This window comes from Gelidibacter sediminis (assembly GCF_004364975.1).
Classification (GTDB): domain Bacteria; phylum Bacteroidota; class Bacteroidia; order Flavobacteriales; family Flavobacteriaceae; genus Gelidibacter; species Gelidibacter sediminis.
Window position 1 is genome coordinate 85030 of the sequence record NZ_SOBW01000010.1, and the last position, 24491, is coordinate 109520.

Below are 24491 nucleotides of genomic sequence, written 5' to 3' on the forward strand. Positions count from 1 at the left end.
AAAATGAAAAATAAAATTGTAATTAATTTATCAATGTTCGTAGCGTTCATCATGGTTATAGGCTGTGAGAATGCTGATTTTGGGAAACTCAACGTAAATCCCAACGAACCTAATCAGCCTGTCTTGGCTAGCTTATTTGCTAACACGATCGGCCCGATAAGTGATATTGTCGGAGCGACTACGCCAAACCATTATGTGCAGTACATTGCCAATGGTCAATATCCTGAAGAATCACAATATCAGACTCTTAATTGGAGTACTGCAGGATTGTTTGCTACCTTAACAGATCTACAAAAAATTATTGATCTGAATACGGATGAGGCTACAAAAGACAATGCAGCGGCAGGTAATGCATCTAATGCAAACCAAATTGCAGCCGCAACTATCTTAAGAGTGTACTACTATGAAATCATGACTTACAGATGGGGTAGAGTTCCTTATACTGAAGCTTTAAAAGGCATCGAAAATCAGTATCCAAAGTATGATTCTCAAGAAGAGATCTACACTGGCTTATTTAATGAGTTAGATATGGCTTTAAATATGATTGAGGCTGGCGCTGGTCCAAACGGAGATTATCTATTTGATTCAGATATGTCTAGATGGGAATCATTTGGTCAGACTTTAAAGATGATGATGGCATTAAGATTGTCTAAAGCTAATCCTACACTTGGAGCCGACAAGTTTAATGAAGCGTTAGGCAACGTAATTGCCTCTAATGCTGAAAACTTTTCTTACCCATATTTAAGTGAAGAAAACAATGACAACCCTTGGGAAGACCGTTTTCTTGCTCCTGATTTCAGACGTGATTATTTAGTAAGTGACGTGTTTGTGGATGCATTGATTGGTTCTGGAACAAATGTAACTCCAGAAGACCCAAGATTGTACAAAATGGCTGCACCTGCAGTAACTTCAAATACTTTTGTTGGGGCCCATTATGGCGAGTCTAACGATGCAACAGATGACTATTCATTTATTACTGGTGATATCATCTATAACCAAACTGCACCTTTATATATTTTTACATATTCAGAAGTGTTATTTGCAAGAGCTGAAGCTGCTGCTTTAAATTGGACCACTGAAGATGCAAGTGCATTATATGAAGAGGCCGTAAAAGCTTCTATGGAACAATGGGGTGTAGATAGTTTAGCTGCGACAGCCTATGTTGCGGCAAACCCTTATACTGGACTAGATTCAATAGGTTATGAGAAATGGGTATCTCTATTCTTACAAGGTTACGAGTCTTGGGCTGAATGGAGAAGACAAAGAGCAATGGGCTATGAAAAAGAATTGGTTCCACCTACAGAAATGTTGAGTAATGCTACTGGTATTCCAGATAGACAAGCCTATTCTTCTACTGCTGCTGCTTTAAACAAGGAGCAATATGATGCCGCTATTGCTGCTCAAGGACCAGACGCATTAAATACTGTTATTTGGTTATATAAATAAGCCAACCAATAGTTGATCTTAATACATTAAGATTATTTAGAAAAGGGCATGACTTTTGTAGTTATGCCCTTTTTATATACATTTATTTTATAGTATATTAGTGCAAATGATCATAATTTATGATTATTTTTAAAAATCTGATTCTAATCTTAAATTATCATATCATGAAATCTTTAGCATCATTACTAATCATTGGCTTAATGTTCACCTCTAGTTTCGCCCAAAACCCCGTAAATAGTGGAAACGCGAGAGACGGCTTGAAAGTTACACGAGAAAATTTAAAAGGCACCCCCTTTATAATAGAGAGTTGGGTGACAGGGTACGGAATAAGTTCCAACGGCAATAAAACAAATACAATGATGCTTAATTATGATATATATGGAGACCAACTGGTCTACAAAGATGATAGTGGGCAAGTAATGTCTATGGTGGATACTGATTTATCCGGTTTTGTGATTACCACTTTAGATGGCGTACAAATATTTGCTAAAACTCAACAATTTGAATTCAAAAATGGCAACACACCTGACATGGCATATGTGAATGTGTATGATGGCGCTGCTCGAAATATTCTTGTTGAACACTTTAAAGAATTAGACGATCCTAATCTTTCGGGCTGGTCATCAAGCAAAAACAATACCCTGAACGCTGAGTACAAAGCCAAAATGAATGTTTACGTAGTTAATCCTGAAGGCACTTATGAAAAAATTAAGCTCAAAAATAAATCATTACTATCAATATATAACGATCATCCTAAGCTGAAAAATTTTCTTAAAAACAACAAAATTAACACCTTAAATGATTTGGATCAAGCTTTTAAATATATAAACGCAAACCTTGCAAAAAAATAAAGGTTGGGTTATCAAAGTCGCAACTAGAGACATCTTTATCAAAACCTCTTAAGTCTAAAAAAACTTAGGAGGTTTTTTTATGCGGAAAATTCATCAACATCACCGCATAATAATGTTCTTCAATATTTGAAAACCTTCATAAAATACGAGTGTTTATTTTATACCTTTGCACCATGGAACATGAAACTACTATTTTTGGAATTAGAGCGGTTATAGAAGCTATTAAATCTGGTGAGAATATCGATAAGATCTTTTTACAAAAAGGTTTGCGTGGTGAACTCTTTACGGAACTCGAGCAACTATTGCACAAAGAACGCCTAAACTCATCTTACGTGCCCGTTGAAAAGCTTAACCGACTTACCAATAAAAACCACCAAGGTGTTGTGGCACAAATTGCGCCTATCAGTTTCTATCCTTTAGAGGAATTGGTCACCAACGTCATGGAATCAGGCAAGACGCCACTATTTTTGCTCTTAGATCAGTTGAGTGATGTTCGTAATTTTGGCGCAATCATCAGAACTGCTGAATGTACGGGAGTTTCAGGAATTATTATTCAGAAAAAAGGTGGCGCCCCTGTTAATGGTGATACCATTAAGACCAGTGCTGGTGCCATTTTTAAAATTCCAATTTGTAAAGTAGACCATATCAAAGACGCCGTGTTCTACATGCAGTCTTCTGGAATAAAAGTTATTGCCGCCACTGAAAAAACGGATCAAAATCTTTATGATGTTTCATTTACTGAACCCTGTGCCATCATTATGGGCTCTGAAGGAAAAGGTATCAATCCTTCCATCCTAAAGGTGGTAGATGACAAAGCCAAACTCCCTATTTTAGGCGATATCGAATCATTGAATGTTTCCGTAGCCTGTGGTGCATTTTTATACGAAGTGGTGAGACAGAGACTTTAGATTGAAGATTGGTGATTGAGGATTGTTGACCATCCCGAATGTGCCTTTTCGGTACGGGCAAGTTGCTGATTTCATTCTGATTCGGAAATTGAAATTATGAACTGATTACTGCCAACTCAAGACTGTAGACTGCCAACTGAAGACTGAAAGCTGCCAACTACTATTTACACATCCCTTCCTCTACTCTATTTACCCAGCCAAGCACTTCGACTGCGCTCAGTGTGACAGTGACAAAGCACTTCGACTGTGCTTAGTGTGACAAACCAAAGCACTTCGAGTGCGCTCAGTGCGACAAATATTTATGACTTTGGAGTTTCCTTATAAATGTAGTTGATGTTTGGAGGATTTGTATTATCGTTTTGTTGAACATTATTTTGTGTTTCATTGTCTGTTTGATTACCCCCTTTTAATTGATTTTCACCTTCATTTTCAACTTCAACTTCGTGTTCAATTTCATGATCGTTTTCAAGTTCAATAGTTTCAATAAAATTCCCATTTTCATCAAAATGTCTTAAAAATGGGTCATCCTCTTCATTGTACTCGGGCTCCTGCCAGACATACCGATCAGGCTTGGCAATGGCCTTTCTAAAAATAATGGCAAATACAAAACCTGTTACGAGTCCGCCCAAATGCCCTTCCCAAGACACGCCATCCTTAATAGGAAACACATACCAGATCATACTGCCGTATAGAAAAATAATCATGAGAGATAATGCAACCAATCTGAAATGTTTCGCGAAAATTCCCTTGAAAAATATAAAACTAACCAACACGTATATTAATCCACTTGCACCAATGTGATTGGCCGGTCTCCCAATAACCCAAGTTATCAATCCGGAGAGCAAAATACCATAGCACAACACTTTCCAAGCTATAGGTCGATAGAAATAGAATAACGCCATAGAAAGGACTACTAGAGGAATACTATTGTGGTAGATGTGGTCTATATTGGAGTGTATCAACGGACTAAACACAATACCACGTAAACCAAGCAAGGTTTCAGGTACTATACCCCAAGATTTGATACTAGGAAAAAATCGGACTTGCAACCAGAAAACAACCCAAATCAGCATCAAAAATAAGATGGGATACCCCACAACGCCTGTTGAATATCTAAAATGTTGTTGATTGCTCATGGTTAAATTTAATAGTTTCTTATCAAATAAATAACCAATTGTTATAAATATGAACTATTGTCAGGCTAGTGCATGAGTGATGGAGCGGTCTGTTTGAAATCCTTTTTGTTTTTTAACAAAAAGATTGAGCCGCGAGAGCACGACTTTTTTGTTTTTCACAAAAAAGGCATGCCCAAAATTGTAGACGGAGATTCCGCTTTGTAAAGGATTTGACGTAATTTTGCATTATGAACGCACCATTAGCAGAACGATTACGGCCAAAGTATTTAAAGGATTATTTAAGTCAATCCCATTTAATTGGCCATCAGGGTGTTTTGACCCAACACATTAAGCAAGGTGTCATTCCGTCAATGATATTTTGGGGTCCTCCTGGGACAGGGAAAACAACCTTGGCCAACATCATTGCCAACGAATCCAATCGTCCGTTTTACAAGTTGAGCGCCATCAATTCTGGCGTTAAAGATATTAGGGAAGTGATTGACAAAGCCAAACAAAGTGGGGGCCTATTTACTGCTAAAAATCCGTTGTTATTTATTGATGAGATTCATCGTTTTAGCAAATCGCAGCAAGACTCCCTATTGGAAGCTGTGGAGAAAGGTTGGGTCACTTTAATTGGTGCGACCACTGAAAACCCGAGTTTTGAGGTTATTCCTGCCCTCCTCTCCCGAGCTCAAGTATATGTACTGAAGTCCTTTGACAAAAAAGATCTGGAGGCTTTATTGGAACGGGCGATTACTGAAGATGTTATCCTTTCTAAACGCAACATCCAACTCAAGGAAACGGAAGCTTTATTGCGACTTTCTGGTGGCGATGCCCGCAAGCTCTTGAATATTTTTGAATTGATCATCTCGTCTTATGATGAGGATGATAAAATTGAAATTACCAATGACGCGGTACTTGAAAAAGTACAGAGTAATACCGTACGTTACGATAAAACTGGAGAACAGCATTATGACATTATATCAGCCTTTATAAAATCTATTCGTGGAAGTGATCCTAATGGCGCGGTTTATTGGCTGGCCCGTATGATTGAAGGTGGCGAGGATGTGAAATTTATTGCACGACGCATGCTCATTTCAGCTAGTGAAGATATTGGCAATGCCAACCCCACAGCCTTAGTTATTGCGAATACTACTTTTCAGGCGGTTTCCGTAATTGGGCATCCTGAATCTCGAATTATCCTAAGTCAATGTGCCACCTATTTAGCCACATCAGCCAAGAGTAATGCTGCTTATGAAGCTATTGGTAAAGCGCAACAACTGGTGCGCGAAACTGGCGATCTTTCTGTGCCGTTATCGGTGAGAAATGCGCCAACCAAACTTATGAAAGAATTGGGCTACGGCAACAACTATCAATATGCCCATAACTATGAAAACAATTTCGCACCTCAAGAATTCCTACCTGACGAAATTAAAAACACTAAGCTTTATAATCCTGGAAATAATGCCAGGGAGCAATCACAAAGGGAATTTTTAAAACAGCGTTGGAAGTCTAAATACGACTATTAAGCTAGTTGAATTTTACGTTGAGCGTTTTCATAGACACACCAGAATCATTGGCGGTGGCTATAATCCACGTAGTGTTCATTTTATACATTATAGCATCCTGACCTTTTACGATGTACACGTCTTCTTTACCTGAAAACACGAGATGATATAACATTTTAGTAGAGGCGTCAGTAATTGTATACCCATTTTCTACAGGATTGGCGAATAACGTTTGGACCGTTTCATTAGATTTGGCATCAGCTTTAATTACCTTTTCAACCTTCTGCGCTACTTCAGGTTGCACATCTTTTAGTTGCTTCTGTTTTTCTGCCTTTCTTAAAGCTTCTTCCTCTCTCAATTTTGAGCCCTTTAGTGCCTCTACCTCCTTTTGGAGACGTTCTATTTCTTCTTGAGCTTCAGCACTTACAGGACTTGAAGGAGTGGTATCTGTCAATTTAGTGGTGGTGGTATTTGGTTGGTAGTTGTAGTTTAATGTCTGAAAACTATTAAATGCATCACGTAAGGCAAAATGATATGCTTTTTCATATTCCTTCTCCCTAGATTCTCCTACCACCGACGAATAGACAATTTTGTTGTTACAATCTTTTAAATGTACTTGCAACTTTGTTTTTAGAAATGCACTTAATTTCTCAACATCCGCAAACAATCCTAAACATCTGTTATTGGTTAAATCATCAGGATAGTCATCTTCCGCAAATAATGCAGTAAAACCATATTTCTCAAACAAAAATTTAGTTAGGGAGTTCACTTGATATTGATCTGCTCCATTTAAAAAAGAATAGGAATTTGGTACGATAACATATTTATAGGCATTGAGATTCTCTTGAGAAAAGCCTTTAACGTTGCACAACAGGACAAAGATGCATATTGTAAGAATGGATTTCATAGGTTTTATAGCTATATTTAGTTATAAAGATACAATAATGTAAGAAAACGATTCTGATAACCTTTTAAAACATCTACACAAGTTATAGATATTCTTTAATTTGTGATAAATGTTTTATTTGCTTAATATGGGGTTCTGTGTAATCATTTCTATAATTAAAAAAAATAGCATCATAGCCCACATTGAGTGCTCCTAGCACATCGGCCTCATAATTATCGCCAATCATGATACTTTCATTAGGCCGCGCATTGGCAATTTTTAACGCATAATCAAAAATTATAGGATTGGGTTTCTTTACGCCAGCAATGTCAGCATTGGTGATGGTTTTAAAATAAGGAGTTATGGCGGAAGAATTCATCTTTTTCAACTGTGCCTCTTCAAACCCATTGGTAATAATATGCAAATGATATTTGGGCTGTAAATACTGCAAGAGCTCAAGTGTTCCATCGAAGAGATGATTAAAACTTGATAAATGCTCAATATAGGCATGAGATAGATTTTGAATCAGTAGATCTTCAACGGAAAAATTAATGGCATCAAACGTATCTCGCAGTCGTCCATAGCGCAATTCCATTTTGTCAATTTCGTCATTTCTGTAGCGTTTCCAATACTGAAGATTGACAGGTTCATAAACCCCCAAGAAGGTATCTAAATTAACGTCTACCCCATGCATTTTAAATATTTTATCGAACGTTAATGCCGAATTTTTATCAAAATCCCATAGGGTATGATCCAAATCGAAAAATACGTGTTTAATGTTTTTATTTTTCATCTGCTGACTCTAAAACTAACCTGAACAAATCTCTAAAACCTTTCCAGCGTTCCATATTGCTAAAGGCATAATTATGAAATACAGGTGTAAATATACCATTCACACTTTTCACGGCATTTATCAGTCGCTGTAAATCTTCCTTTTTATCCAAATAGGAATGCCGTTTTAATAAGGCATAATCTACACAATGAAACGGGTTGATTTGTAACGGCGTTTGCACTTCATAATCCAAATCATAGAATTGAAAAGGTGTGCAGGTACCTGCCCTAAAGCCCAAATGGTTAATATACCCCATGGTAAAATCCTGTTTAATTTCCAATTCAATAAGATTACGATAGGTTTCAGGCAAATTTAATTTAGAAAATGAATGCCTAGATGCTTCTAAAGGATTGTTTGTGGTGGATTCCATTTTCAGTTTTTCTTGCTTCAGCATATTGAAATCTTCCAACGCTAAAAAAGAGACCTTTAATCCAATTTTACAATAATCGCCCACATACTTGATGAGTGAAACAAATCGTTTCTTATTGATATTGATATTCTTGTCAAAGGTTGAATATTCGCCAATCAAGAAAAACACAATAAATTTAACTTTGCTTTTCTTCTGTTTGGTAACAATCCATTTAAAGGTATCGTATGGGTCTCGTTTAAATCCTAATATAGCTTGATAACGTTGGTATAACTGTTTAAAACTTAAACTAAAAATATCAGTTACGGTGCCACCAAAGGTTCTTAACAACCCTTTTTCTTTAAAGTAATAAGCAACTGGAACATCAATTACGGGCTGGATAGTATATGTTCTTGTAGGAAATTCAAATTCAGGAAACTGCGCTTGTAGCATTTCCTTAAATTTATAGGCCCATATGTCTACAACAGGTTGATGAAGAAAACCTTCATTAAACGCTAAACTTTCTGTAGCTAAAAAACGACCAAATTCGTCCTTTACATGCGGCAGATATTCTTCATAACGACTTAACAAATAGAAAGTGGCCGCAAAAATATCAAAGGGTAAACTGCTTTTGTCCGATGTGGAAAAAAAACATTTGGTATCGCCCCAATCTTGTACGTTAATGTCTAAATCTGAAATTCCCTGTTCAAATAACAATTCATGACTGCGCACAAACAATTCATTACTCAACGGCTGTTTCGCATAAGATATTTTCATGCTGTCATGAGCTATAAATTCTTCTACAGTAGTCGTAAAACTGACAGGAACATTTAAAATACGCAAACTAATATGCTTAAAAGCATAGGTTAAACGCGGAGTAATCTTATGTGTGTAAACTAGTAGCATTCCCTAAGATAAGGTCCAAAGTTAAAAATTTTAAAGTCCAACTGCTGATGATATCAGAATTTTATACAGATTGATTCTTTAGTTCAAAATATCTACTTAGCCAATGAGTATTACACATTGAAATTTAGCCATTAGTAACAACAGACTATTGAATTTTAATGTCATCAACTATAAAATACCTTCATCCGCAAAGCTATAAAAAGCATTTTCTGTAATAATGAGATGGTCCAAAATTTTAATGTCCAAACTGTTTCCAGCAGTTTTTAACTTTTGAGTAATCTGTTTGTCAGCCTCGCTTGGTTTAAGTGTACCTGAAGGATGATTATGGGCTAAGATAATACCTACGGCACCAACCTCTATGGCTGTTTTAAGCACCAAACGTACATCTACCAAAGTCCCTGTGATTCCTCCCTTACTGAGTTGAATTTTCTGAATGACCTTATTGGAGTTATTAAGGTATATAATCCAAAACTCCTCGTGTGGCAACTCCCCAATAATAGGTTGCATAAGCTCAAATACGGATTGGCTAGATTCTATTTTATGATGTTGCAAAGCCTCTTCGCCCCTGCGTCTTCTGCCCAGTTCTAAGGCTGCAACAATGGTTAGTGCCTTTGCTTCTCCAATGCCTTTAAACTCCATTAGTTGTTTTAACGACAATTTACCTAAAGCGCTTAAATTATTGTTAGTACTGGACAAGATTCGTTTACACAGTTCTACGGCACTTTCATTCCTACTTCCTGAACCAATTAAAATGGCCATTAATTCAGCATCGCTTAGGGCCGCTTTTCCTTTATCTCTTAACTTCTCGCGTGGCTGATCGAGATGTGACCAATGTTTTATGGAGAAAGAAGATGGTTTTATAGACATAGTTACCAGCACATTTTTATGTTTATAAAGTTAATGAATATTGCATACGATGGACATTTTCCATTCAGAAAAGACGTAATAACCATGAAATAAAAAGATAAAAATTGTAAATTTCAGCACCAATTTTATAAAGGCCAATATATGCAGACCTTATTTGACCAAAAAGTACATCAAGATGTTTTGAAACGTGTACATATGCTGACAGAAAGTGCTACGCCAAAATGGGGTAAAATGAACGTTTCCCAAATGGTCAAACATTGCCAGTTGCCCTTATTGGTGGCTATCGGAAAAATGGAATTGACAGAGAAAATTAATCCTATAAAAAAATTAGCGCTAAAGTTATACAAACCTATTATGTATAACGATAAGCCTTGGCCAGAAAGTGTGACGACTCCAAAAGATTTTGTGGTTAATGGCGCCTACAACTTTGAAGAAGAAAAGGCGCAACTCATTAGGACCATCAATGAGTTTCATGCTAAGGCATTAAATATGCATTGGCCTAAACACCCTTATTTTGGAAATTTCAGTACAGATCAGTGGGGTAAGATGCAGTATAAACATTTAGATCATCATTTAAGACAATTTGGGGTTTAGCAAGGCAACAGTTTTATAGTATTTCACATAGGTATTTTCAAAATTGAAAAGTCTCTCTTCATAATTTTATTAATACAAATTTCAGCATCACGGATATTAGATTCATGACACACTATCCTCCTCCACATCATCAAGATAACAACCTCGATCATTTAATTGAGGTGATCAAGACCTACCCTCTAGCCACACTTGTATCAGTAAAGGACAACAGGCCACTTATAACACATCTCCCTTTAATATATGCTGAAGGCAAATTGATTGGCCATTTGGACAAATACAATCCGCAGGCCGATCTCCTTAAAGATGGCAATGATGTTACTGTGATTTTTACGGGTCCGCAATGCTATATTTCACCAAGTATCTATAGCACCACGCAGTTGCCTACATGGAATTATATTATGGTGCATCTTACAGGAACGGTACAGGAGATTAATGACCCTGAGCGTATAAAAGAATCCATGATTGATATGACATCCTTTTTGGAGGCTCCAGAACACCGCTACAAATTAGAAGCAGACAACCCGAAAATGAAACAATTTATTAATTATGTCAACGGGTTTGAAATTGACATACGCACATGGGAAGGCAAGTTTAAACTTTCGCAAGATAAAAACCCGACGGATATTGAGAATGCCAAAAATGAATTGATACGCGCCAATCAGGAAAGCATTAAGACCTTATTAGAACGCATATTTTGACGACTTCTTGCCTAAAGCTGAAGTTGGCGCTGAAAAGCACAAATTTTTAACCATTCAATTATCCCATCGGTACAAGATTTAACGGCCGTAGAAAACCAATAGAATAACTTATCTTAAAACTGTAGCAATGCCAAATCTTGAGATTGTACATGAAAACAATGATTATATTGTTGTTAATAAAGCCGCTGGACTTATTAGCGAGAAAAGTCCTTTTGAAGATACCACCGTAGAAACTCAAGTACTCAACCATCTTTTAAAGCGTAAACGCAATCCTTATATTGGCGTTATTCATCGATTAGACCGTGTGACTAGTGGGGTCTTGATTTTTGCTAAGAAAAAAAGTACGCTTGTAGAATTCAATACTCTTTTTAGTACCCGCCATATCCAAAAAACCTATTTGGCTATTGTTAAAAACAAGCCATCAAAAAATAAAGCAGTCTTAAATAATTACCTGGTAAAAAACAACCTCGAGAAAAGAGCAGACATTGTCCCAGCAAAAACCAAAGAGGCACTCAATTGCAGTCTTTCATATGAAGTAATTGGAGAAAACAGTTATGGATATCTGCTAGAAGTCAAACCGAAAACAGGTCGGTTCCATCAAATCAGGGCCCAATTGGCATATATAGGATCACCAATTATTGGCGATGAAAAATATGGCGCAGATCAGCCCTATTTGCCGCTATCTGTATGTCTTCACGCATGGAAAATTTCCTATCAACTATCAGGGTCAGATGACTTTGAAACCTTCGAAGCACCTATGCCCAAAAATAAATTTTGGAAATTCAATTCGCAATAATACCAATACAATTTAGGCCGATTCTGCAGATTTTGGAACTAGAAAACTTTGTATTAAATCTCTTGGATGATTTGGTTTAGGAATGGGAAATGAGAACCAATGTTGCAGGTCTTTATCATACCCGACATTATTCAAAAAGTTGTGTAAGGCAAGATTGAGTCCCGCAGTATATTTAGGATGATCAGCACCAAGTGGATCTTTATGATACAAATCATTCTGAGCGAATCCATCAAATTCCGGTCCTGTAATCAATATTTCAAATTCTTGAGGATTTTGTCCAATAGGGCTATGGATAGTCGTTGTAAATTGGTGCCAATAGGCGGATTGAATGCAGTTTCTTTCAAATAATTGTCGCACCACCTCAAGGGAATCAATGGTTTCTTGCTCATTTTGAGTAGGAAAACCATACATTAAATAAGCGTGAACCATTATTTTGGCTTCTGAAAAATTGTGGGTAACTCTGGTGACCTGTGCAATATCTACACCCTTTTTCATTTTTGCCAATAATCTATCTGAAGCCACCTCCAAGCCACCAGTAACCGCTATACAGCCCGATTGAGCCATCAACTGGCAAAGTTCCGCAGTAAACGTTTTTTCAAATCTGATGTTCGTCCACCAGGTGATCTTTACATTTCGATCTAATAATTCATTGGACATCGCCCTTAGCATTTTGGGAGGCGCCGCTTCATCCACAAAATGAAACCCCGTAATACCGGTATCTGCAATAATTTTTTCAATTTTATTTACCAAATCGACAGCTGTCGTATTTTGGTAATTGCTGATATAATCGAGATTCACATCACAAAAAGAACATTGTTTCCAATAACATCCGTGAGAAATGGTCATTTTATTCCACCTCGCATCGGTCCACATCCGATGCATCGGGTTGACAACATCTAAAAAGGACACGAACTTATCATAGGGCAACCCTGAATAATTAGGCGCCGGTAGGTTTCTATGATGGTAAATGGTGTTGGGTAATTTATTCTTGTAAACTACTTGACTATCTTCTAAAACATAAGTTCTTTCCAATGCATTGATATCAACCTTGCCTTCCAAATACCTGACTATATTGAGTAATGGCCCTTCCCCATCATCCAATGAAATAAAATCAACAAATTCAAAAATTCTAGGATCTGTTAGGGAGCGCAATTCAGTATTGCAATACCCACCACCAAAAGCTACAGAACTATCAGGAAAAAGCTGTTTTATAAATTGAGAACACCGTAGGGCCGCAAATAAATTTCCAGGAAAAGGAATGGTGAAACACACTAAATTGGGCTCATGGTCTTCAATTTTAGCGACCAATATATCCAACATGCGCTCTTCAACAAGTGTGGGTTGATAACTTAAAAAATCGTCCAATTGATCAAAACTGCTGGCCGAAGTGGCAATTTGCTCCGCATATTTTGTAAATGCAAAAAACTCATCAACATTGGCTTGAATAAAATCGCCTATTTCCTCTATAAAAAGTGTGGCATAATGTTTTGCCCTATCGATAATGCCAATTTCTCCTGCTGCCCATTCAATTGCTGTATTCACCTGTTCCAAACGATGCCCCATGGGTAGAAATCCAGGTTCTAATATGCGATGCGCCGTTTTGATATCCTGTTTTTGTAAAAACTTGATGACCTCATCTACACGCGTGATGTAAAAAGTTTTCAATTTGCTCACCTTAGGATAATGAAAATTCTTCAGCGCTTTAGCTTCTAAAAAAACGGATCGGAGAAAGTCACCCGTAAATATTGAGGTAAACAATTCAATACTTAAGTCAGAATGGGCTACCGATACACCATGTTCTTCCAAAAAACCTTTAAGATAAGCCGATGCTGGATAAGCAGTATTAAGCTGCGTAAACGGTGGTGTGATAAAAAGGATTTTGGTTTGCATCCTGCAAAGATATGGATTGTCAGACTATGCTTTTGATTACCATAGAATTTAATTATACAAATTCACCCACTTAGGTCTTCCATTAACATATGGGTTATAAACAAAAGGTCATCAACAACTTAGCATCTCTTATCTAACCCTTGTTTTTCATTTTAATAAGTTATATTTGTAGGTATAGAATCAGCAAAAACAAACTACACATGGTCACAACACCAGAACATGATGCGCGTATTGCAAAAATGACCTTCGCTTCAGTTTATCCGCACTATATAACTAAGGTGGAAAAGAAAGGTGGAACCAAGGCAGAGTTACACCAGGTAATTGAGTGGTTGACTGGATTTGATGATGGTCAACTTCAAGAATTGATTGATAACAAGGTGACGTTTGAGACTTTTTTTGACAAAGCGACTTTAAATGTCAATGCACCTCTCATAAAAGGTGTTATTTGTGGGTACCGAATTGAAGATATCGAAACTCCTTTAACGCGCAACGTACGTTATTTAGACAAATTGGTTGACGAAGTAGCCAAAAGGCGAAAAATGGAAAAAATTCTACGTAGTGAATAGGATGATCTTGTATAAATTAAACACTGGAATGCGCCAAACTTGGCCCTAATCAGAAACGGATTAGTAATGTTCCAAAAGCGGAGTAAAGTTAAATATGCATATTTTATGAACCTTGTTCGCTATCGCCATCAACCATGATTATCAGACAGGCCCGAGCAGCAGACGCTGAAGCTATTGCCACTTATTTAATGCTCGCTATGGAGGATATTCTCTTTGAATTTATAGGTCAGACTGATTCCGAAAGCGCGAAGGCATTTTTATTACATTTTGTTCAGCAAGAGGACAATCAATATGCCTATCAAAATTGTCTTGTAGCTGAATTAGACCAACAGGTGGTAGCAGCTTTAAATATTTATGATGGAGCGCAATTACTTCGGCTCAGATCACCTATAGCGCACTATATTAAAACCAAGTTCTCAATAAATTTCAATCCAGAAAACGAAACCCAAGCTGGCGAATACTATATTGATTCTTTTGGGGTGAGTACAGCACATCAAGGAAAAGGCATTGGCGCTAAAATGCTACAGCATGTTATCGATTATTATGTACATCAGCAGGGACAAACTGTTGGACTTCTTGTAGATCATGACAATATAAAGGCTGAACGACTCTATACAAAACTTGGGTTTAAGCCTGTTGGACATAAATTATTGGTAGGCAAAACGATGAAACACCTTCAAATAGCTCCATCATAATTAAGAGCTGAAAACGAATGACCAAAATTAGGATCTAAGGTTACAAGCAAGTAAAATAGTGTCCTACGCAATTATCGAGATGCCGACATTCTAAATTATAAAAAAAAAGAAATAAACCTTATTACTCAATTATAAATTATTAAGTTAACCCACACCTAACTAAAACATACTTACATGTTTAGACACCAAGGCAAAAGCAGGACTTTAAAACATAATTTGCGAATTGCCACCATATTATCTTTTGTAGCCGGCGTTGTGAATGTCACAGGGTTTCTCGCGTTCCATGAATTAACCACTCATGTCACCGGACATTTTTCACTATTTGTAAGAGATGTTGCTGAGTTGAAGTTTTGGCAAGGAGCGGTATACTTCCTTTATATCCTCTCTTTTCTTTTCGGATCATTCTCCTCCAGTTTTTTGATCGAAAATTATAAGGAAAATAAAAAATTAAATGTATTTGTATTACCAACCCTTGTGGAATGCATGATACTTATTGGAGTGGCCATCTTCAGTAATTTTAATCAGATGTTAACGCCACAACTAATGGTATGCTTGCTGCTATTTGCTATGGGATTGCAAAACTCATTGGTGACTAAAATATCCAATGCAGTAGTGAGGACAACACACCTTACAGGGTTATTCACTGATTTAGGCATCGAACTTTCTCAATTGTGCTTTCCTAAATCACACCCTAATTCAAAACAACTAAAAGCTACCATCCGATTACGGCTATTTATTATTTGCTTCTTCTTTATGGGTGGTATTATAGGAGGATTTTTATATTCAACCCTAAACTTTAAAATGAACACGCTCCTACTAGGTGCCCTAGTGCTTATGATTAGTTTGTTTTATGATGATCTTAGACTCAAAATGATTACGGTTAAAAGAAGCTATCAACGTAGATCTACTCTTAAAAAAGCTGTCAAAAGAAAAGTAAAACCACGGTTTACCAATAGAATATCTTAACTTAATCTTCTATTTCACAAATCGCATTTTCTACCATTAAGCATCAAATCAGAAATTTTTGATTGCTAAATTATTGAAAATTTATCGCCCTATGTTTTGTTGGTTTTTATATTCATCGTAATATTGCAATAAAGCAATAAATGTAAAAATGGGCATAACAAAGACAGAAATTTTTAATAAAGAGCAAAATGATATTGCCTTATTCGCTAAAGCATTTGGACACCCCGCTAGAGTGGCTATTTTACAACATCTCTTTAAAATTGACACCTGTGTTTGCGGAGATTTGGTGAGCGAAATCGGATTAGCGCAACCCACAATTTCCCAACATTTGAAGGAATTGAAGCAGTTGGGTCTGATTAAGGGAAGTATTGAAGGTACTCGCGTATGTTATTGTATAGACCCTGAACAATGGCATAAAATGAAACAGGTTATGCTGGCATTTTTAAACCAAGACCTCTCATCGAAAACCGAGTGCTGTTAAAAATAAATTGATGAATCAAAATAAAATTAAAATGAAAAAAGACCAAGAATTAAAAGACATCGTTAAGGAACGTTACTCAAAAATTGCCGAACAAGGAAAAGCTGAAAATGCAGCCTCGTGTTGTGGTGCAACAACTCCATCAAATAAAATCTACAATATTATGATGGATGATTATTCTGAAACACAAGGCTACAATGAAGAAGCTGATTTGGGGCTGGGCTGCGGACTTCCCACACAGTTTGCAAAAATTAAGAAAGGCGACACCGTTATTGACCTTGGCTCCGGCGCTGGAAATGACTGTTTTGTTGCCCGGCATGAAACTGGAGTTGAAGGCAAAGTTATAGGCATCGATTTTACGCCTATTATGATTGAAAAAGCACGCGCCAACGCTGAAAAATTAGGCTATAATAATGTTGAATTTAGAGAAGGTGATATTGACGCTATGCCTGTAAGTGATGCTGTTGCAGATGTGATTGTCAGTAATTGTGTATTAAATCTAGTTCCCAATAAGCAACTTGTAATTAAAGAGATTTACCGTGTGCTAAAACCAGGTGGCCATTTTAGTATTTCTGATATTGTATTGGTGGGCAATCTTCCTGAAGCACTGAAAAATGATGCTGAGATGTATGCAGGGTGTGTTGCTGGCGCCATTCAGAAATCAGAGTATCTTAAAATGATTACAGACCAAGGATTTCAAAATGTCACTATTCAAAAAGAGAAACCTATTACGATTCCTGATGACATTCTTAATAAATATCTTTCTGAAGACGAAATGAAAACCTTCAACACGGCGGCTACCGGAATCTTTAGTATTACCGTTTATGCAGAGAAGAAAAGGTCAGCATCAGAGAAACCAAAACTTAAGTTTTCTGAACTTTCCGCAGGTGCGTCTTGCGAGCCAAATTCAGGATGTTGCTAGATCTTATTTAAAATAATTGCATTGGGCACTGAAGCACCCCTGATCTTAATATTGTTTGTTTTGGTGCCTAAGCAATTTCCTTTTTTAGTACCTTCGTCTTTATGAATGCACTTGATATTCGCACCGTAGATGTTGTGCAATATGTTACCCCATTACGCGAAGGCGGCTCTATGCCGGCCATCGTTAAAGCCAACGACGGATTTCTATATGTCTTAAAATTCCGAGGTGCCGGACAAGGTAAAAAGGCGCTAATCGCCGAATTTATTGGTGGGGAATTGGCACGGGCTATCGGATTAAAAGTTCCGGAAGTGGTCTTTATGAATCTTGATGATTCATTTAGTAAAACTGAGCCCGACGAAGAAATTCAAGATTTACTTAAATTTAGTGTCGGTCTTAATTTAGGGCTTCATTTTCTATCTGGGGCAATTACCATTGACCCTCTCGTTACCAAAATTGACGGGCTTATTGCCTCTAAAGTAGTGTTGTTGGATAGTATTATCAGCAATATTGACCGCACGCCAAAAAACCCAAATTTACTCTTTTGGAATAAGGAATTATGGATCATAGATAATGGCGCTAGTTTTTACTTTCATCATAATTGGCCAACGTGGGAAAATCATTTAACTAGAACCTTTCCGCTCATAAAAGATCATGTATTATTAGCACAAGCCACTCAAATACCAGCAGCAGCAAAAAGTATAGAGCTCACCCTTAATTGTGATACCATAAACGGGATAATAGAAAGTATTCCGGAGGATTGGTTGCTCAATGAAGCAGACACCATGACTCCTGACCACATTAGGGCTGCTTATAAACGCTACCTCACCACAAAATTATCAATGATTGACGTATTAGCAAAAGAAGCACAAAATGCAAGATAAAGTCACTTATGAATATGCTATCATTAGGGTTGTTCCTAAAGTAGAACGTGAGGAATTCTTTAATGTTGGAGTGCTCCTATTTTCAAAACGCAAAAACTATTTAGGGGTAAAATTTAAAATCGACAGGAGAAAGTTAGAAGCTTTTTCTGAGGATTTAGACCTTCAGATGTTGGAAGATCATTTAGAAGCCTGGCAGAACATATGTGATGGGACACCTGAAAGTGGCAGTATTGGTCAATTTGAAGTCTCTGACCGATTCAGATGGTTAGCAGCCTGTAGAAGTACCATTATCCAAAGTTCTAAAACGCATTCTGGACTTTGTTTTGAACCAGAACAGGAATTGGAACATCTGTTTCAAACTTTTGTGTTATAATTGCCTGGCCTGAGGTTGCTATTTATAGTTACCCAATAACCCATAGCAGATAAAATCATATAACCTATCATAACTTAAATATATGAATCTTCTATACAACTTTCAATCCATGCGTAATAATTTCCTTAAAATTTCTGTAATTGTTACGTTGTTATCCATTTGCATGGTGGATTGTAAAAATCGTCCAAGCAAAATTGAAGCTAGTCAACCTGACCCATTACCACATCAATTACTAATAAAACAACCTGACACTATCAAAACACCAAAAGGCATGGTCTGGGTGCAGGGTAAAACCTTTACACAAGGTGCTAAACCGGACGATGCTTTAGCCATGCCAAGAGAACAGCCTGCACACGAGGTAACCGTAGATGGATTTTTTATGGACATCACTGAGGTTACTAATAAGCAGTTTAAAGAGTTTGTGCAGGCTACGGGCTACATCACCATTGCCGAACGACCGATAGATTGGGAGGAAATGAAGAAAGCCCTTCCTGCCGGAACACCAAAACCTGCAGATAGTATTTTACAGCCTGGAAGTTTAATTTTTAATAAACATATTGATGCTGTCGTAAATATGAATAACTATGCGCAATGGTGGACTTGGAAAATTGGCGCCAATTGGAAAAATCCTGAAGGTCCAGGAAGTACCATTGAAGACAATGACGATTACCCTGTGGTACACATTGCGTATGATGATGCTTTAGCCTATTGTAAATGGGCCAATAGACGCTTACCAACAGAAGCAGAATGGGAATCTGCAGCCCAAGGGCAGCATACTAATGCCATTTATACGTGGGGAAGTGATATTAGCCAATTGGATGCCTCGGCAAACACCTGGCAAGGTACGTTTCCTATAAAAAATGTAAGTGCAGATGGTTTTCCGTTAGTGGCGCCAGTAAAATCTTACCCAGCTAATAGCATCGGCATTTACGACATGCTCGGTAACGTTTGGGAATTAACTCAAGACTTGTATAATGAAGGCCATTATAGGCAGCTAGACCGCTCAAAACCGATTGTGAACCCCAAAGGAGCCAAAATAGCCCAAAGTCCCAACAACCCTTATCAAAAAGAACACGTCATTAAAGGTGGCTCGTTTTTGTGTCATGACTCCTATTGTGCAAGTTTCCGAATATCAGCGCGTATGGGCACAAGCACTGATTCTGGATCAGATCACGTAGGGTTCCGAACGGTTGCAAAAATTGAGATGCTTAATAATAAAAAATGATCAGCGAAAAAAAGGGTCATGACTCAAATTAGTAAGTCATGACCCCTTAGTATATATTATCATTCTTAAAAATTAATTATTTCTTCGCAGGAAGTTCACGTGTTAACCAGCCTCTTCTACTAGCAGTTGCAATAGCGTAAGGCGTAATCCAAAACAATCCGAAAGTATAAAGCATACTATAAGAATAGGCCCAAAATGATTCTGATAATTTATAGTTCTTAGCGTAAAACAACATTGGAAAACTAGAAAGAATCAATATGCTAAAAATCGTTGAGCTAATAAATAAAACTGGATGCATGATGATGAAAAACAACATAAAAACCAAAAATGGGTAACTCATAATTATTTTTGAAGACTGACTGATAAATAACAGTCGTGTGCCTAATTTAGAACCTTCTCTAAAATTGGTAAATACATATTTAGACATTTGGATATTCTCACGAACATTGCTTCTACCCCATCTAATAAACATTTTATATAACCCCTTATAACGTTCAGGAACATTTGTATAACAATAGGCATTCTTTTGAAATAGAACGTGCTTACCTTGCTTTAAAATCATATTGGTCATAGCACGATCTTCGCCAATATCAGAGGGTTGCCCCATAAACGTTTGATTGATCCAATCTTCCAAACATGCAAATACTGCTGATCTTCGGTAAGCGGCTAAGGCGCCCGGCGTACAAAGTACAGAATTCAAACTACTTTCAGCAGAACGTACAAACTCAAAACTTAGTACGAAACTCACATTTAACATTTTTGGCAATAGGGCCTTTTCATTATTCAGGACACGAATGTTTCCCGCTACCGCACCGCAGTTCTCATTAGTAACAAAAGGACTTACTAAGTTTCTAAGCGTATCGCTTTTTACAACAGAATCGCTATCCACAGTTACAAACACGTCCCCTGTCCCTGTGTTAAAACCACGGTATAAAGCATGACGCTTACCCTTGTTTTGAGGCTGCTTATAGATTGACAATCGGTCACCCAATCGTTTCTTAGCTTCTTGCATCCAATACCACGTGTCATCCTTACTACCATCATCAATTGCAAGCAATTCCAATTTGCTTTCAGGATAATCACTATCCGCCAAACTCATTAATGTGTCCCAAACTTGCTTCCCTTCATTATAAGCTGGTACAATAACTGTACAAGTTGGCAATTCTACATCTGATACGGATTCAACAGCTTTATATCGGAAATATAAAAATAGGTTGTAAATAAAAAATCCAGCTTTAAAAATAAACAGACCCGTCGCAACTACTAAAAAGATGAGTCCGAAAGTGGAATTGACGCGGTCAGCCCTAAATTCTTTGAAATCGTTTTGCAAATCAAACACTAGAAAAGCAGAACCAATCATCAGTAAAAAAGTACTGATCAGAACAACAACTCCCCACGGGTTGATGGCGTTTTTGGTGGCTATACTATTAAAAAAGGAACCTTTATGGGTGCCTACATTTTTGGCCTTAACTTGGCCGTTTGCGAGAGTTGTTTCATTTGACGTGTTTAAAAGTGTATCTGTATTCATAGAGCAAATGCAATTAATTGCAGTGTTATTATTGTTAGTTATCTTTCATTTTCAATCAACAACAACTAAGCAACACTTATGCCAACCCTATTTTACTATATAATTTACCTTATCACATGGATTTTGGATAAAAAAGTGTATAAAATTTACACATCATCAATTACATTTACACATATTTATACACATTTAAAAGCACGATCATTTGGGTATTACACTGATTAGGAGAATTTAAATGGTTATCTGTATAAAATTAAAAAAGCCGAAGAGTTTATCTTCGGCTTTTTTGTGTTTTTAGGTCTATTTTCTTTTAATCCTTTATAATAAATTCAGAACGTCTATTTTTCTGATGCTCATCTTTAGAACACTTAACACCATTGGTACAACCATTAACTGGGTTAGACTCACCCATCCCAATTGAACTCAATCGTGCTTCAGACACACCATTGTCTACTAGATATTTTAAGGTTGCAGCAGCACGACGTTGAGAAAGTTTTTGGTTATAGTCATCGTTTCCTCTACTATCAGTATGGGCACGAATTTCAAGATTTAGTTGTGGATATTGATTTAATGCTGCCAATACTTTTTCCAATTCAACTTTAGCATCCTGTCTGATAGTTGCTTTGTCAAAATCAAAATAGATCATCGGAATATTTAAGACTTTAGCTAAATCAACACCTTCTTCAATTGCGACTTCATTAGGTTGCAACTGGAAATCTATTGTTTGGTGCTCTACATTCTCTTTTGATAACACTTCATCAGCATCATATTTATCTTTGACAACTCTTACTAAATATTTATCAAATTTATTGGTCTCAGCCAAATAATGTCCTTCATTATCCGTTTTAACAGTTCTAAATAATTTGTTGTCAGAATCTGTCAGAGTTACTACGGCATCGGCTAATGGTAAACCTGTTTGTGAGTCAGTAACTATACCTTCAATTTCACCAGCAAACACATCGATAATAGGTGCTGTTTCAAGAAATGTATAAATATTATCATGAACAAAAGTTCCCACCTGCTCAGAACGATTAGAGCTTAAGAAACCTCTTTTTGTTTCAAAATCAATTCCGTAAGCAAAATCATCTGCGTAAGAGTTAATAGGTTTTCCTACATTGATTAAGTTTCCATGACCGTAATCTGTAATCTTGACATAAAAGACATCAAGTCCTCCTAAACCAAAATGACCGTCTGAAGAAAAGAACAGCTCATTATCAGAAGATATAAATGGAAAGGTCTCTTTACCTCTAGTGTTTATTCTATGTCCTAAGTTAATTGGCTCTCCAATAATACCGTCTGCACTAATTTCAGACACATAAAGATCAGATTCTCCAAATCCACCTGGTCTATCCGAAGAGAAATATAATTTTTTGCCATCAGGACTCAAGGCTGGATGAGCAGAAGAATAATAATCACTATTAAACGACAACTCTTTAGCAACTTGCCAAACGCCATCTTGTTTCACAGTTCTATAAATTTTTAAATTTTGATTGTCGTCTTCAGTACTACTTGTGGTATTACTTCTAGTAAAATACATAGTGTTCCCGTCAGCAGAAATGACTGGTGATGCTTCGTGATATTTGCTATTCAATTGCGCATCTAATTTTGATGGTTTATCCACAGCCCTATTCAACGAATCAAGCGCAACTGTATATAAGGACAAAAAACTAAGACCATCCCAAGCACTTCTTCTATTGTAAAATGTTTTAGTGTCATTTGTAGAGGCATAATAAAAAGTATTACCCATTTTAAAATTTCCAAAAGAAATCTTATTATCGTCGTACAAACGCTCTAATGTTTGTAAGTCATAACGTCCCGAATTTTCTTCAATCAATTTGGCGTAGTCCACTGCACTTCGCAAGTGCATTTTAGACCCGTTCTTTTCGATGTAGGAATCATAAAACTGAGCGGCCTTTTCAACGTTTCCTGTAGCCTTTAATGCTTGCGAATATCGTAAATATACAATGTCTTGCTCAGGATTGGCTTTAAACTTAAAGAGACGCTCATACCATTTTACAGCCTCATCATATTGGGCATTGAAATAGTAAGTGTTTGCCAATTTCGTAAACAGCTCTTCAGATTCGTGACCTCTTGCGGCAACATCTAAATAGAGTTTTTGAGCATTCACATAATTTAGTTGCGCATAATTTTCAGCGGCCTTTTCCATTTTACGTTCTTGTCCATAGACAACTGCAAAACTTGAGAAGCAGAGAAGAAACAAGAAACTATAGGTTGTAATTGTATTTTTCATCAAATCTTTTTTAAGTTAATTTAAAAGAATCTCGGATTAACTTTAGATCTTAATCTAGTTCCTAGTTCAAAGCGTAAGAATATTTCATGGGAACCATTGTTATAATCTCCAAAATCAGTAGTATCATAGTCATAGGCATAACCGACCATAATTTTATCTGAAATTTGGAAACCAGCCATAGCACTTACAGCTGCATCCAATCGGTAGCCTAAACCAAAGGTTACCTTATCATACATAAGTGCATTTGCTGAAATGTCTAACGCTAGTGGAGCACCAACAACAGCCTTTGCCATAAAAGCAGGCTTTAATTTTAAATTAGGATTTAAGGTAAAAACATACCCGCCAATGAAATACATATGCGTTTTCTCCGTTGCAGTAGAAACTTGAACTTCATCATAGTGTTCGGTCTGTAATATATTTGGTGAGGACAATCCTAAATACCACTTAGGGGTATACAGATATATTCCTGTACCGATTACTGGCGAACTATGACTCTCTCGTCTTAAATTAAAATCATTCGGATTGTAAATGTTCAATTTACTTGGATCCAAATTAAAAATTGAGACGCCTCCCTTTAATCCAAAAGCCAGTTGCAAATCACCTTGAAGTTGAAGTGTATAAGAAAAATCTGCCGTTACCATACTTTCGTCAGAAGGGCCTATTTTATCGCTTACAAATCCAAGTCCTAAACCCACGCCTCTGACACCAATAGGTGAATGTAATGAGAAATTGAGGGTCTCAGGCGCACCATCTACACCAACCCACTGATTTCTGTAAATCCCCATCATGCTCAATGAACCTCTAGATCCGGCATAAGCAGGGTTTACAGACACTGTGTTGTACATGTATTGGGTGTATTGTGAGTCTTCTTGTGCCTGCGTATCGGACACGCTAAAAATCATACTTACAAAAATTGCAAGTAGCAATAAATTTGATATTTTATAAGTCATTAGAAATTGATTCATT

The 24491-nt window shown here is 36.9% G+C and carries 24 protein-coding genes; 15 read left to right on the top strand and 9 right to left on the bottom strand.

The window, feature by feature from the left end:
• Positions 1 to 3 precede the first annotated feature (3 nt).
• From BXY82_RS14270 to rlmB, 3 genes are all read left to right on the top strand, one after another.
• Complete coding sequence (locus BXY82_RS14270; RefSeq protein WP_166643310.1) at positions 4 to 1446, top strand: SusD/RagB family nutrient-binding outer membrane lipoprotein; 1443 nt, start codon at positions 4 to 6, stop codon at positions 1444 to 1446.
• A gap of 164 nt (positions 1447 to 1610) precedes the next feature.
• Complete coding sequence (locus BXY82_RS14275; protein ID WP_133758915.1) at positions 1611 to 2297, top strand: hypothetical protein; 687 nt, start codon at positions 1611 to 1613, stop codon at positions 2295 to 2297.
• Between the two features lie 173 nt (positions 2298 to 2470).
• The gene (gene rlmB, locus BXY82_RS14280) at positions 2471 to 3205 is read left to right on the top strand and encodes a 23S rRNA (guanosine(2251)-2'-O)-methyltransferase RlmB (protein ID WP_133758916.1); all 735 of its coding nucleotides are present in this window, start codon (positions 2471 to 2473) and stop codon (positions 3203 to 3205) included.
• Positions 3206 to 3504: 299 nt separating this feature from the next.
• Here the strand turns inward: rlmB and BXY82_RS14285 are convergent, their stop codons facing one another.
• On the bottom strand, positions 3505 to 4341 hold the full coding sequence (locus tag BXY82_RS14285; protein WP_133758917.1) for a rhomboid family intramembrane serine protease: 837 nt from the start codon (positions 4339 to 4341) through the stop codon (positions 3505 to 3507).
• 227 nt (positions 4342 to 4568) lie between these two features.
• On the opposite strand from BXY82_RS14285, the gene BXY82_RS14290 reads away from it, so the two are divergent.
• The gene (locus BXY82_RS14290; RefSeq protein ID WP_133758918.1) at positions 4569 to 5849 is read left to right on the top strand and encodes a replication-associated recombination protein A; all 1281 of its coding nucleotides are present in this window, start codon (positions 4569 to 4571) and stop codon (positions 5847 to 5849) included.
• Between the two features lies 1 nt (position 5850).
• On the opposite strand, the gene BXY82_RS14295 is transcribed toward BXY82_RS14290, so the two are convergent.
• The 4 genes from BXY82_RS14295 to radC all read right to left on the bottom strand — a co-directional run bounded on the left by BXY82_RS14295 (position 5851) and on the right by radC (position 9665).
• Positions 5851 to 6735 carry a hypothetical protein gene (locus tag BXY82_RS14295; RefSeq protein WP_133758919.1) on the bottom strand — a complete coding sequence of 295 codons (885 nt, stop codon included), beginning with the start codon at positions 6733 to 6735 and terminating at the stop codon, positions 5851 to 5853.
• Between the two features lie 82 nt (positions 6736 to 6817).
• Positions 6818 to 7507, bottom strand: coding sequence for a YjjG family noncanonical pyrimidine nucleotidase (locus BXY82_RS14300; protein WP_133758920.1), 690 nt, complete (start codon positions 7505 to 7507; stop codon positions 6818 to 6820).
• Positions 7497 to 8798 carry a polysaccharide deacetylase family protein gene (locus BXY82_RS14305; RefSeq protein ID WP_133758921.1) on the bottom strand — a complete coding sequence of 434 codons (1302 nt, stop codon included), beginning with the start codon at positions 8796 to 8798 and terminating at the stop codon, positions 7497 to 7499. Before BXY82_RS14305 ends, BXY82_RS14300 begins: the two co-directional genes overlap by 11 nt.
• A 168-nt stretch (positions 8799 to 8966) precedes the next feature.
• A complete protein-coding gene (radC, locus tag BXY82_RS14310) occupies positions 8967 to 9665 on the bottom strand; it encodes a RadC family protein (protein WP_133758922.1) in 699 nt (232 codons plus the stop codon).
• 141 nt (positions 9666 to 9806) lie between these two features.
• On the opposite strand from radC, the gene BXY82_RS14315 reads away from it, so the two are divergent.
• From BXY82_RS14315 to BXY82_RS14325, 3 genes are all read left to right on the top strand, one after another.
• Entirely contained in the window at positions 9807 to 10259 is a 453-nt protein-coding gene (locus BXY82_RS14315; RefSeq protein WP_133758923.1) for a DUF1569 domain-containing protein, read from the top strand.
• Between the two features lie 104 nt (positions 10260 to 10363).
• Positions 10364 to 10957 (top strand): FMN-binding negative transcriptional regulator, encoded by a 594-nt coding sequence (locus BXY82_RS14320; RefSeq protein ID WP_133758924.1) that lies wholly within the window; start codon positions 10364 to 10366, stop codon positions 10955 to 10957.
• A 127-nt stretch (positions 10958 to 11084) separates the two neighbouring features.
• Positions 11085 to 11753 (top strand): RluA family pseudouridine synthase, encoded by a 669-nt coding sequence (locus BXY82_RS14325; protein ID WP_133758925.1) that lies wholly within the window; start codon positions 11085 to 11087, stop codon positions 11751 to 11753.
• A gap of 12 nt (positions 11754 to 11765) precedes the next feature.
• Here BXY82_RS14325 and BXY82_RS14330 read toward each other — a convergent pair whose 3' ends face one another.
• A complete protein-coding gene (locus BXY82_RS14330; RefSeq protein WP_133758926.1) occupies positions 11766 to 13643 on the bottom strand; it encodes a B12-binding domain-containing radical SAM protein in 1878 nt (625 codons plus the stop codon).
• Between the two features lie 200 nt (positions 13644 to 13843).
• Here BXY82_RS14330 and BXY82_RS14335 point away from each other — a divergent pair, with 200 nt between their 5' ends.
• The 8 genes from BXY82_RS14335 to BXY82_RS14370 all read left to right on the top strand — a co-directional run bounded on the left by BXY82_RS14335 (position 13844) and on the right by BXY82_RS14370 (position 19749).
• Positions 13844 to 14209, top strand: a complete 366-nt coding sequence (locus tag BXY82_RS14335) for a DUF2200 domain-containing protein (RefSeq protein WP_133758927.1) — start codon at positions 13844 to 13846, stop codon at positions 14207 to 14209.
• Between the two features lie 134 nt (positions 14210 to 14343).
• Positions 14344 to 14904: a GNAT family N-acetyltransferase gene (locus BXY82_RS14340; protein WP_133758928.1), complete on the top strand. Its 561-nt coding sequence runs from the start codon at positions 14344 to 14346 to the stop codon at positions 14902 to 14904.
• Between the two features lie 174 nt (positions 14905 to 15078).
• The gene (locus tag BXY82_RS14345) at positions 15079 to 15870 is read left to right on the top strand and encodes a YoaK family protein (RefSeq protein ID WP_133758929.1); all 792 of its coding nucleotides are present in this window, start codon (positions 15079 to 15081) and stop codon (positions 15868 to 15870) included.
• A gap of 148 nt (positions 15871 to 16018) precedes the next feature.
• A complete protein-coding gene (locus tag BXY82_RS14350) occupies positions 16019 to 16351 on the top strand; it encodes an ArsR/SmtB family transcription factor (RefSeq protein WP_133758930.1) in 333 nt (110 codons plus the stop codon).
• Positions 16352 to 16382: 31 nt separating this feature from the next.
• Positions 16383 to 17270, top strand: coding sequence for an arsenite methyltransferase (locus tag BXY82_RS14355; RefSeq protein ID WP_133758931.1), 888 nt, complete (start codon positions 16383 to 16385; stop codon positions 17268 to 17270).
• Between the two features lie 101 nt (positions 17271 to 17371).
• A complete protein-coding gene (locus BXY82_RS14360) occupies positions 17372 to 18151 on the top strand; it encodes a HipA family kinase (protein ID WP_133758932.1) in 780 nt (259 codons plus the stop codon).
• Complete coding sequence (locus BXY82_RS14365) at positions 18141 to 18524, top strand: DUF3037 domain-containing protein (RefSeq protein ID WP_133758933.1); 384 nt, start codon at positions 18141 to 18143, stop codon at positions 18522 to 18524. Before BXY82_RS14360 ends, BXY82_RS14365 begins: the two co-directional genes overlap by 11 nt.
• Positions 18525 to 18606: 82 nt before the next feature.
• Positions 18607 to 19749, top strand: coding sequence for a formylglycine-generating enzyme family protein (locus BXY82_RS14370; protein WP_243835855.1), 1143 nt, complete (start codon positions 18607 to 18609; stop codon positions 19747 to 19749).
• A gap of 76 nt (positions 19750 to 19825) precedes the next feature.
• Here BXY82_RS14370 and BXY82_RS14375 read toward each other — a convergent pair whose 3' ends face one another.
• The 3 genes from BXY82_RS14375 to BXY82_RS14385 all read right to left on the bottom strand — a co-directional run bounded on the left by BXY82_RS14375 (position 19826) and on the right by BXY82_RS14385 (position 24490).
• Entirely contained in the window at positions 19826 to 21277 is a 1452-nt protein-coding gene (locus tag BXY82_RS14375; protein WP_133758934.1) for a glycosyltransferase, read from the bottom strand.
• A gap of 307 nt (positions 21278 to 21584) precedes the next feature.
• On the bottom strand, positions 21585 to 23525 hold the full coding sequence (locus BXY82_RS14380) for an OmpA family protein (protein WP_133758935.1): 1941 nt from the start codon (positions 23523 to 23525) through the stop codon (positions 21585 to 21587).
• Between the two features lie 20 nt (positions 23526 to 23545).
• Positions 23546 to 24490 (bottom strand): PorP/SprF family type IX secretion system membrane protein, encoded by a 945-nt coding sequence (locus tag BXY82_RS14385; RefSeq protein WP_133758936.1) that lies wholly within the window; start codon positions 24488 to 24490, stop codon positions 23546 to 23548.
• Position 24491 lies beyond the last annotated feature (1 nt).